General features: G+C 65.4%; 9 protein-coding genes. 2 read left to right on the plus strand and 7 right to left on the minus strand.

What is annotated here, in order from left to right; translation table 11 throughout:
• Nucleotides 1-13: 13 nt before the first annotated feature.
• The 6 genes from paaE to BG57_RS09020 all read right to left on the minus strand — a co-directional run bounded on the left by paaE (nt 14) and on the right by BG57_RS09020 (nt 5,409).
• A complete protein-coding gene (paaE, locus tag BG57_RS08995) occupies nt 14-1,102 on the minus strand; it encodes a 1,2-phenylacetyl-CoA epoxidase subunit PaaE (RefSeq protein ID WP_035962378.1) in 1,089 nt (362 codons plus the stop codon).
• Between the two features lie 21 nt (nt 1,103-1,123).
• A complete protein-coding gene (paaD, locus tag BG57_RS09000) occupies nt 1,124-1,648 on the minus strand; it encodes a 1,2-phenylacetyl-CoA epoxidase subunit PaaD (protein ID WP_035962380.1) in 525 nt (174 codons plus the stop codon).
• Nucleotides 1,648-2,445 carry a 1,2-phenylacetyl-CoA epoxidase subunit PaaC gene (gene paaC, locus BG57_RS09005; RefSeq protein ID WP_035962382.1) on the minus strand — a complete coding sequence of 266 codons (798 nt, stop codon included), beginning with the start codon at nt 2,443-2,445 and terminating at the stop codon, nt 1,648-1,650. Before paaC ends, paaD begins: the two co-directional genes overlap by 1 nt.
• Before the next feature lie 9 nt (nt 2,446-2,454).
• Complete coding sequence (gene paaB, locus BG57_RS32465) at nt 2,455-2,739, minus strand: 1,2-phenylacetyl-CoA epoxidase subunit PaaB (protein ID WP_035962383.1); 285 nt, start codon at nt 2,737-2,739, stop codon at nt 2,455-2,457.
• Between the two features lie 24 nt (nt 2,740-2,763).
• On the minus strand, nt 2,764-3,765 hold the full coding sequence (paaA, locus tag BG57_RS09015; RefSeq protein WP_035962384.1) for a 1,2-phenylacetyl-CoA epoxidase subunit PaaA: 1,002 nt from the start codon (nt 3,763-3,765) through the stop codon (nt 2,764-2,766).
• A gap of 168 nt (nt 3,766-3,933) precedes the next feature.
• Nucleotides 3,934-5,409: an MFS transporter gene (locus tag BG57_RS09020; protein WP_035962385.1), complete on the minus strand. Its 1,476-nt coding sequence runs from the start codon at nt 5,407-5,409 to the stop codon at nt 3,934-3,936.
• Between the two features lie 180 nt (nt 5,410-5,589).
• Between BG57_RS09020 and BG57_RS09025 the strand changes: the two genes are divergently transcribed.
• Nucleotides 5,590-6,876 (plus strand): TIGR03862 family flavoprotein, encoded by a 1,287-nt coding sequence (locus BG57_RS09025; protein ID WP_035962386.1) that lies wholly within the window; start codon nt 5,590-5,592, stop codon nt 6,874-6,876.
• A gap of 163 nt (nt 6,877-7,039) precedes the next feature.
• Here the strand turns inward: BG57_RS09025 and BG57_RS09030 are convergent, their stop codons facing one another.
• A complete protein-coding gene (locus BG57_RS09030) occupies nt 7,040-8,203 on the minus strand; it encodes a 50S ribosomal protein L11 methyltransferase (protein ID WP_035962387.1) in 1,164 nt (387 codons plus the stop codon).
• A 131-nt stretch (nt 8,204-8,334) separates the two neighbouring features.
• Between BG57_RS09030 and BG57_RS09035 the strand changes: the two genes are divergently transcribed.
• The gene (locus BG57_RS09035; protein ID WP_035962388.1) at nt 8,335-9,645 is read left to right on the plus strand and encodes an SGNH/GDSL hydrolase family protein; all 1,311 of its coding nucleotides are present in this window, start codon (nt 8,335-8,337) and stop codon (nt 9,643-9,645) included.
• The last annotated feature ends 184 nt before the right edge of the window (nt 9,646-9,829 follow it).

Raw genomic sequence — 9,829 nt, forward strand, 5'->3', positions numbered from 1 at the left:
TTTCGCGCTCAGATCAACGCTCGTCGAAGCTCACGACGACGCGCTCGCTCACCGGATGACACTGGCAAGTCAGCACGAATCCGTCGTCGATTTCGTGTTGCTCCAGCGTGTAGTTCTTGTCCATCTTCACCGTTCCTTCGACGACCTTCGCGCGACACGTGCAGCAAACGCCGCCCTTGCACGCATACGGCAGCGCGAGTCCCGCCTTGAGGCCGACATCCAGCACGCTCACGCCTTCGTACGGCAGGCGCAGCTTGCGCTTTTTCCCGTCGATGATCAGTTCCAGATCCGCCGCCGGCGTGCTTTCCGTAATCTCGATCTGCGGCACGCCCGCTTGCGGCAGCGGCGAGCCGAATCGCTCGACATGGATGCGCTGCGGCGCCACGCCCGACTCCTTCAGCGCGGCTTCGGCGGCGTCCATCATCGGCGCGGGACCGCAAATGAACGCTTCGTCGATTTCATCCGGCGGCAGCAGCGTTTCGAGGAACGCCTTGCACTTCGCTCGGTCGAGCACGCCGTTGAACAGTTCGACGTCCTGCAGGTCGTCGGACAGCACGTGGTACAGCGCGAGCCGGCTCATGTAGCGGTTCTTCAGGTCTTCGAGCTCTTCCGCGAACATGATCGCGTCGACGCTGCGGTTGCCGTACACGAGCGTAAAGCGGCTGGTCGGCTCCATGTCGAGCGTCGTCTTGATGATCGCGAGCACCGGCGTGATGCCCGAGCCGCCCGAGAACGCGACGTAATGCTTCGCGTGATCGGCGTTCAGGTGCGTGAAGAAGCGCCCGTCGGGCGTCATCACCTCGATTTCATGGCCGGGCTTCAGTGTGTCGAACGCGAAGTTGGAGAAGCGCCCCCCGCGCACACGCTTGATGCCGATGCGCAATTCGCCGTCGCGATCGTAATCGGTCACGCCGACGCAGATCGAGTACGAACGCCGCGTCTCTTCGCCGTCGATATGCGTCTTCAGCGTCACGAACTGGCCTTGCGTGAAGCGAAAAGCGTCGCGCAGTTCGGGCGGCACGTCGAACGAAACGGTGACGGCATCGGCGGTTTCGGGACGCACGTCGCGGATGCGCAGCGGATGGAATTGCGGTGTCGCCATGATGATCGTGTCTCGGAGCAGTCAATACGGCTTGAAGTAATCGAACGGCTCGCGGCAGTCCAGGCAGCGATACAGCGCCTTGCACGCCGTGGAGCCGAATTGCGCAAGCCTTTCCGTGTGCGCGGAGCCGCAGCGCGGACAGGCGATGACTTCCTTCTTGTACGGCACGAAGCGCAGCGGTTGTTCGGTGCTGCTGCAAGCACCCGTCGGCGGCGCGATGCCGTAGCGGCGCAGCTTTTCGCGTGCGTCGTCGGTAATCCAGTCGGTCGTCCAGGCGGGCGCGAGCACCGTCTTCACGCGATGCGCGCCGAGTGCCGCGTTGTCGATCGCCTGCGCGATGTCCTCCGCAATCTGCGACATCGCCGGGCATCCCGAGTACGTCGGCGTGATGACGACTTCGAGCACGCCGTCGTCGCCGTGGCGGACGTCGCGCAAAATGCCGAGTTCGCGGATCGACACCACCGGGATTTCCGGATCGGGCACCGATTCGAGGACGGACCACGCGCGCTGCAGCGTGGCGTCGGCGTGGGCGTTCGCGGCTGTCATCACCAGGTCGCGCCCGGATGTTGCCGCGCGATGCTCTGCATTTCGGCGAGCAGATAGCCCATGTGCTCGGAATGTTCGCCGAGCTTGCCCGTGCTGATGTGCTTCGCTTCGGCGGGCGCGCGGAGCGTGGCTTCGTCGATCGCCGATGAAACCGCTTCGCGCCACGCAGCCTCGAAATCGCTTGCGAGCGGCGCGATGCCCGCTTCGGCCACCGCGCGCTCGACGGCGTCGGGATGAAAGAACTCGCGCGTGTACGGCATCAGATAATCGAGCGCCGCCTGCGCCCGCCGATGCGATTCGTCCGTGCCATCGCCCAGGCGCACGAACCAGTCGCGGGCGTGGTGCAGGTGGTAGCGCGTTTCCTTGATCGACTTCGCCGCGATCGCCGCGAGGTGCGTATCCGACGACGCCTGCAACGCCGTCCACAACTCGGACATCAGCGCCGAATACAGAAAGTTGCGCACGATGGTGACCGCGTAGTCGCGCTCGGTGCGCGCCGTGCCCGCGAGCGGGCCGAAGTGCGGCAACTCGACGAGTGTGTAATTCGCGAACTCGCGCTCGGCGCGGAAATACGCATAATCGTCTTCGGTCTTCTTCTGACCGGTGAGTTCGGCTTCGAGCGTCGCCGCGTGCGAGTACAGCAGCCGCGCCTGACCGATCAGATCGAGACTCATGTTCGCCAGCGCGATGTCCTCTTCCAGCGCCGGGCCGTGGCTGCACCATTCGGCGTTGCGCTGACCGAGGATCAGCGCGTTATCGGCGAGACGCAGCACATAGGCGAGATGTTCGGTGCTCATGTCGCGCCCTTACATGTGGTTGATTTCGTCGGGCAGCACGAAGAACGTCGGATGCCGATAGATCTTGTCGCCGGCGGGCTCGAACAGCTCGCCCTTGTCGGCCGGATCGGACGCCGTGATCGCCGCGGACGGCACCACCCAGATGCTCACGCCTTCCTGGCGCCGTGTGTAGACGTCGCGCGCCATGCGCAGCGCGGCGCTTGCGTCGGCAGCGTGGAGGCTGCCGCAGTGTTTGTGATCGAGTCCCTGCTTGCTGCGCACGAAGACTTCCCAGATCGGCCATTCCTTGCTCATGTCGATATCTCCTCGATGCTCGCTTCAGGCCGCAAGCTTCTGCGCGCGCGCCTTCTGTTTCTCCGCGTAGGCGATCGCGGCCTCGCGCACCCATGCGCCGTCGTCGTGCGCCTTGACGCGGGTGGCGAGGCGCTCCTTGTTGCAGGGGCCGTCGCCGTTGACGACGCGCCAGAATTCTTCCCAGTCGATCTCGCCGTAATCGTGCGCGCCGCGCACCGCGTTCCACTTCAAGTCCGGATCGGGCAGCGTCACGCCGAGAATCTTTGCCTGCTCGACGGTCGCGTCGACGAACTTCTGGCGCAGGTCATCGTTCGAAATGCGCTTGATGCCCCACGCGAAAGACTGGCCGCTGTGGATCGAATCCTTGTCACTCGGGCCGAACATCATCAGCACCGGCCACCACCAGCGGTTCACGGCCTGCTGCACGAGATCCTTTTGCGCCTGCGTGCCTTTCATCATCGCGAGGAGGGCGTCGAAACCCTGCCGCTGATGGAACGACTCTTCCTTGCAGATGCGGATCATCGCGCGCGCATACGGCCCGTAGGTGCAGCGGCACAGCGGGATCTGGTTCATGATCGCCGCGCCATCGACGAGCCAGCCGATCACGCCGACGTCGGCCCACGTGGGCGTCGGATAATTGAAGATGCTCGAATATTTCGCCTTGCCGGCGTGCAGCGCATCGACCAGTTGATCGCGCGAGACGCCGAGCGTTTCCGCCGCGCTATATAGATAGAGGCCGTGGCCGCCTTCGTCCTGAACCTTGGCGAGCAGGATCGCCTTGCGCTTGAGGCTGGGCGCGCGGCTGATCCAGTTGCCCTCCGGCTGCATGCCGATGATTTCCGAATGCGCGTGCTGCGAAATCTGCCGCACCAGCGTCTTTCGATACGCCTCCGGCATCCAGTCTTGCGGCTCGATTTTGCCGTCGGCCTGCATCACGGCGTCGAAGCGTTGCTGCTCGGAAGAGGCGTCGGCGGGGGCGTCCGAAGCGGGTTGCTGACCGGGAAGATCGAGAGATTGGGTGTACATGGCGGACACTCGCTCATGGGAAGTCGCTGTCGGCCGATTATAAACCGACCGGACGGTCGGGTAATCGGTTTTTTCGAGATGACCGGGAATTCCCCTAGGCGATCCGGCAATGAAAAATGGCGCCGCTCCTTTCGGAGGCGGCGCCGCTTCTCGATGCAAGCGTGCGGATTAGCGCGCGGTCTGTCCGGTGAAATCTTCCGCGTCGACGTCATAGCCCGACGGCTCCCAGCGCACCGCGAACAGCGCGACGAGCCCGGCGAGCGGCGCCACCGCGATGATCCAGAAAACCTTCGTCCCGAGCGCCGCCGACAACACCGGGAACAGGAACAGCGAAACGGTCGAACTGGCGCGCATCAGCGTCTGATTGAAGCCGACGCCCACGCCGCGCAGCGATGTCGGATAGCTCAGCGACGCGAACGTCATGCTATGCGACCCCGGCCCGATGCCTTGCCCCAGCAGGAACGCGGCAAGCAGCGCAATCGCGATGACGACCTGTGTGCCCGTCGCGGGCTTGCCGACCAGCGCGAGTCCGACGAGCGCCACCAGCTGAAACGCGTAACCGACGACCGTCAGGTTCCACGCGCCGAACTTCGGCACGGTCCGCACGGCGAACAGCCCGCCGGCGAACGCGAAGCACAGGTTCAGCGCGAGCGACGCGAGAATCGTGGTGAGCATCGACTGCGCGAGAAAGCTGGAGATGATGACCGGCAGCCCGAACGCGACGGCGTTATACGCAAAGGACGACGCAATCGCGATGACCGTCGCCAGCACCGTCCGGCGCAGGTACACGCCGCGCAACAGCGCCCCATAGTTGGCGAACGACGCGCGGCGCGCTTTCGGCGCCTTCGATGCGGCGGACGCGCTGTCATCGACGCGCGCATCGATGCCATAGGAACGCTTGAGGATCGCGGCGGCGCCGGCGAGATCGCCCTGATTGGCCGCCCACACGGGCGATTCGCTCATGTAGCGGCTGCGGATCGCGATGATCGCAATCGCGGGCACCGCGCCGAAGCCGAGAATCAGCCGCCACAGCCAGCCCGCGTTGTGCTCGGGCAGCACGGCGTACAGGCCCAGCACGAGCAGATAGGAAACGCTGATCGCGGCGTACCAGGTCGGGCACCACATCGCGACACGGGCGGCCTTGTTGCCACGGCCTTGCAGCCGTGAGAATTCGGCGAGAAACGCCATCGCCACCGGCAAATCGATGCCGACGCCCAGTCCCATCACGAAGCGCGCTCCGCCGAGCACCCACGCGTTCGGTGCGAGCGCGCAGGCAATCGCTGCGACGACGAAGAAGAACATGTCGGCCATGAACACGCGATAGCGGCCGATCTTGTCGGTCAGATAGCCGCCGAGAAATGCGCCGATGATCGCGCCGAACGTAATCGCGGACGCGACAAAACCGGTTCCGGTCGGCGTCAGCGAAAACTCGCGTGCAATGTCCTTCACGCCGAACGCGAGCGCGCCGAGGTCATAGGCATCCAGAAAGATCCCGCCGAGCGCAATCGCGACGACGATGCGCGCGTCGCTGCCGACGGCCGCGCCACGATTGACGAGGTTGGACACATCCGCGGCGCTGCGGATGACGGGGCGCGCATCGGCGGCCCGGGTGGAAGCGCGATCGGGCGCGGTGGAGACTGACATGAGCTAGACCGGAAAGGTAAAAAGTTGTCGATGCAACGAATGGCGCGATCGTACTGGCCCGGCTCCGCGCGACCAAATTCTTTTTCGTTATTTGATGACTTACGACGGCGGCGGCCTGCGCCGCGTCGCGCCGACCGTGCGATGCGACAATGACGCTCTCGATTTTTAGCGGCTTTCAGCATGGCGTCTGTCAACAACAAGGAATCGGCCGATGAGGTGGTCGAGGTCGCGATCGTCGGCGGCGGGCCGGCTGGCCTGATGGCCGCCGAAGCGCTTGCGGCAGGCGGCGCGCGTGTCGACGTGTTCGACGCGATGCCGTCGGTTGGTCGGAAGTTTCTGATGGCGGGCAAGGGCGGCATGAATCTCACCCACTCCGAACCGTCCGATGCGTTTCTCGCCCGCTACGGCACGCGTCGCGCGAACATCGCGCCGCTGCTCGCGCGTTTCGATGCCGCCGCGTTGCGCGAATGGGTCCACGGCCTGGGCGTGGAGACGTTCGTCGGCAGTTCGGGACGCGTCTTTCCGACCGACATGAAGGCGGCGCCGATGCTGCGCGCGTGGCTGCATCGGCTGCGCGCGTCGGGGGTGAGGCTGCACATGCGGCATCGATGGCTCGGCTGGGCCGGCGATGGCGTCTCGGTCTCGCGTTTCGCCACGCCGGAGGGCGAGAAACGTGTCCGTCACGACGCGCTCGTGCTTGCGCTGGGCGGGGCGAGCTGGCCGCAACTCGGCTCGGACGGCCGCGCGGTGGCGCATCTGGCGGCGCGCGGCGTGAATGTGCGGCCGTTTCTGCCGTCGAACTGCGGGTTCGATGTGGGATGGACGCCGCACTTCAGCAGCCGCTTCGCGGGCGAGCCGCTCAAGTCGGTCGCGATCGGCGTGCCGCGTGCGGACGGCGCGGTGGACTGGCGCATCGGCGAGTGCCTGATTACGGAGCAGGGCATCGAAGGAAGCCTGATTTACGCGCTTTCCGCACCGATTCGCGATCATCTGATGGCAAGCGGCGATGCGGGGACGACGCTTCTGCTCGATCTGACGCCGCAGCTTTCCGCCGAGCGTGTGAGGGATGAGGTGCTACATCCGCGCGGGGCACGTTCGCTGTCGAGTCACCTTCAGAGCCGGCTGCATCTGGCGGGCGTCAAGGCGGGACTGCTGCGCGAATGCCTCAGCAAGGATGAATACGCCGATCCCGAGACGCTCGCGGCGCGCATCAAGGCGCTGCCGCTGCGCGTGCTGCGTCCCCGGCCGATGGCGGAAGTGATCAGTAGCGCGGGCGGCGTGGCGTTCGAATCGCTCGATCAGCGTTCGATGCTCACCGCGCTGCCCGGCGTGTTCTGCGCGGGCGAGATGCTCGACTGGGAAGCGCCGACCGGCGGTTATTTGCTGACGGCGTGTTTTGCGAGTGGACTTGTCGCGGGGGAAGGGGCGCTTGCCTGGCTCAGGGAGCGGGCTCGCGAGATGGACTGAAGGCGATCGGGCGCGTGAGGAGGTACGGCTGAGCGAGCGGGCGGAGCAGGAAGTGCCGCGAGAGCACTAGCGCACGGACGGTTCGACAGCCGGAACAGGCGCGCGGCGCGGCACTTCGACATCCGGCGACCGCGCCCGCGATCGCCGGAAATGGCGGTCCAGGTTACCGTGCAACCAGCCGCCAAAGCGACGTCACTTCCGCCGATCGCGCCGCGTAGAGCGGATCGGCCTTATCGGCTGCGCGCGGATGATGCGGCTTGACGTCGATGCGGCCGTCGACCTTGAGACCCGCTGCGTCGATCCATTCCTGCAACTGCGCACGCGTCCGCAGCCCGAGATGCTCGGCAAAGTCGGACAGAATGAGCCAGCCTTCGCCGCGGGGCGTCAGATGCGCGGCGAGGCCGTCAAGGAAGCCGCGCAGCATGCGGCTGTCGGGATCATAGATCGCGTGCTCAATCGCTGCGCTCGGCCGCGCCGGCAGCCACGGCGGATTGCATACGACCAGCGGAGCGCGTCCTTCGGGGAAAAGGTTCGCCTCGACGATTTCGACCTGCTTGTCGAGGCCTAACTGCCCGATGTTCTCGCGCGCACACGCAAGCGCGCGCGGATCGAGGTCGGTGGCAACGATCCGCTCGACGCCACGCCGCGCGAGCACCGCCGCAAGCACGCCGGTGCCGGTGCCAACGTCGAAAGCAAGCGAACGGGACGGCAGCGGCTGATTCGCGACGAGATCGACATACTCGCCGCGCACAGGCGAGAACACGCCGTAATAAGGATGAATCCGGCCGCCCGTCGCCTTGATCTCGACGCCTTTCTTGCGCCACTCATGTGCACCGACCAGACCGAGCACCTCGCGCAACGACACCACCGAAGCTTCGTCGGCCGGTCCGTACGCCTCCTCGCAAGCCTGACGCACGTCCGGCGCGCGGCGCAGCGGAATTACGTATTGGTCGTCGAGGGGAAGGACCAGCATCGCCAGCGTCCGCGCCCGCTGCGATTGCGCGAGACGGTGCAGATTGAAGGCATCGACGGGCGAGGCGGGCTTATCGGCCGGCGCCTTTTTCGATTTGCGCGGCTTGTTGTCGATACGGCGGGCCATTGCCTGCAACAACTGGCGCGCGTTCTGAAAGTCGCCGCGCCAGAGAATCGCGGTGCCTTCGCAGGCAAGGCGATACGCGTGATCGGCGGTCATTTGATCGTGACCGATCACGACACGCTTCGGCGGCTGGTTGCCGCTTTCCGATCGCCAGCGGGCGGAGCGGGCTTCGCCATCCTCTTCCCAGTGAAGTTGCGGCGGAACGTCTGATGTGGTGCTTTTCAATTGCATGGCGTGATCGCGAGAAAGGATTTGGCTGCATTGTGAGGCCATTTGGCGCGCGCGGGCCGACGGACCGTTGAATCGATGCCATGCGTGTGACGATCAGGCACAATTCTGCCTTTCTCCGAACGCACCGCCGAATGAAACTCCGAGTTCTCGCCGCGACTTGCGCGGCCGCGCTTGTGCTCCCGTTCGCTTGCGCATCGACCGCGATTGCCGCCGATCCGCCCGAGGCGCCCGCCAACGACCACTGGGTCAGCGCGTGGGCGACGGCCCTACAGGCGATTCCGCAACTGGCAAAGACGCCGCCGCTTTATCGCGCCCCGGAAGTCGGCGGGCGGACCGTGCGTCAGGTGATTTATCCGCAGCTTGCCGGCAAGGAAATGCGGCTGCGAATCAGCAACGTGTACGGGACGGAGCCGCTCGTCGTCGAATCGATGAGCGCGGCGCGCGCCGTGAGCGGCAGCGGCGCGGCGGTGCAGGCAGGAAGCGGCCGGCCCGTGCTCTTCGCCGGCCGCAAGAGCGTGACCGTTCCGCCGGGCGGGCAGATCACGAGCGATCCCGTGGCGTTCGATGTCGTCGCGAATCAGCCGCTCGCAGTCAGCATGTTCATGGGGAAGGATCAGAAACTCGTGGCGTGGCACCGGATCGCCAGTCAGGTCAATTATGTGTCGACGCCGGGCGACCGGACGGAGGACGCCTCCGCCGCCTCGTTCCGCACGCGCTTCACTCAATATGCGTGGCTGACGAACGTGTCGGTGCAGAATCCGTCGGCGCGTGCGGTGGTGGCAATCGGCGATTCGATCACCGACGGCATGCGCTCGACGCTCAACGCGAATCGCCGTTGGCCCGACGCGCTCACGCGACAGATCGCGCAGAAGGGCAACGGGCAAGTGGCGGTCGTCAACGCGGGAATCAGCGGCAACCGGCTGCTGAGCAATTCACCGTGCTACGGCGAGGCGGTGGTCAGCCGCTTCGACCGCGACGCGCTGCGCCACCCGGGCACGCGGGCGATCATCGTGCTCATCGGCATCAACGACATCAATTTCGCGGCGATGCCCGCGCGCGACGGCCTCGACTGCGACGCGCCTCACACCCAGGTCAACGCCGACGCGCTTTTGCGCGGGTACCAGCGGTTGATCGCGCAGGCGCATCAGCGGGGCATCAAGATATATGGCGCGACGCTGACGCCGGCTTCGCTGCCGCCCGAGCGCGAAGCGATTCGCACGGCGGTGAATGCGTCGCTTCGCTCGAGCCGGGCGTTCGACGGCGTGATCGATTTCGACGAGGCGTTGCGCGACCCGTCGCGGCCGAGCGTGCTCCAGCGTCAATACGATAGCGGCGATCACATCCATCCCAGCGACGCAGGATATGCGGCGATGGCGGCTGCGGTGCCGGTCGAACTCGTGGCGGGCGCGGGCAAGGCGGCGTCGGCGGGCGTCGGAAAATAAATTTGCGTCATCCCCTTGTAATCGACGTCTGCTTGACCTAATATTCCGGTCCTCGTCGCAAGACGGGGAGACGCCAAAGAAACAGGTGTCCTCGAAGTCGGCAGATTTTGGAAGCGAAAGCGAAAAAAGCTGTTGACAAAGAGAAAAAGATTCTTCATAATCTCGTTTCTCTGCTGCTGATGCA

Origin of the sequence: Caballeronia grimmiae (assembly GCF_000698555.1) — a bacterium.
Taxonomy (GTDB): domain Bacteria; phylum Pseudomonadota; class Gammaproteobacteria; order Burkholderiales; family Burkholderiaceae; genus Caballeronia; species Caballeronia grimmiae.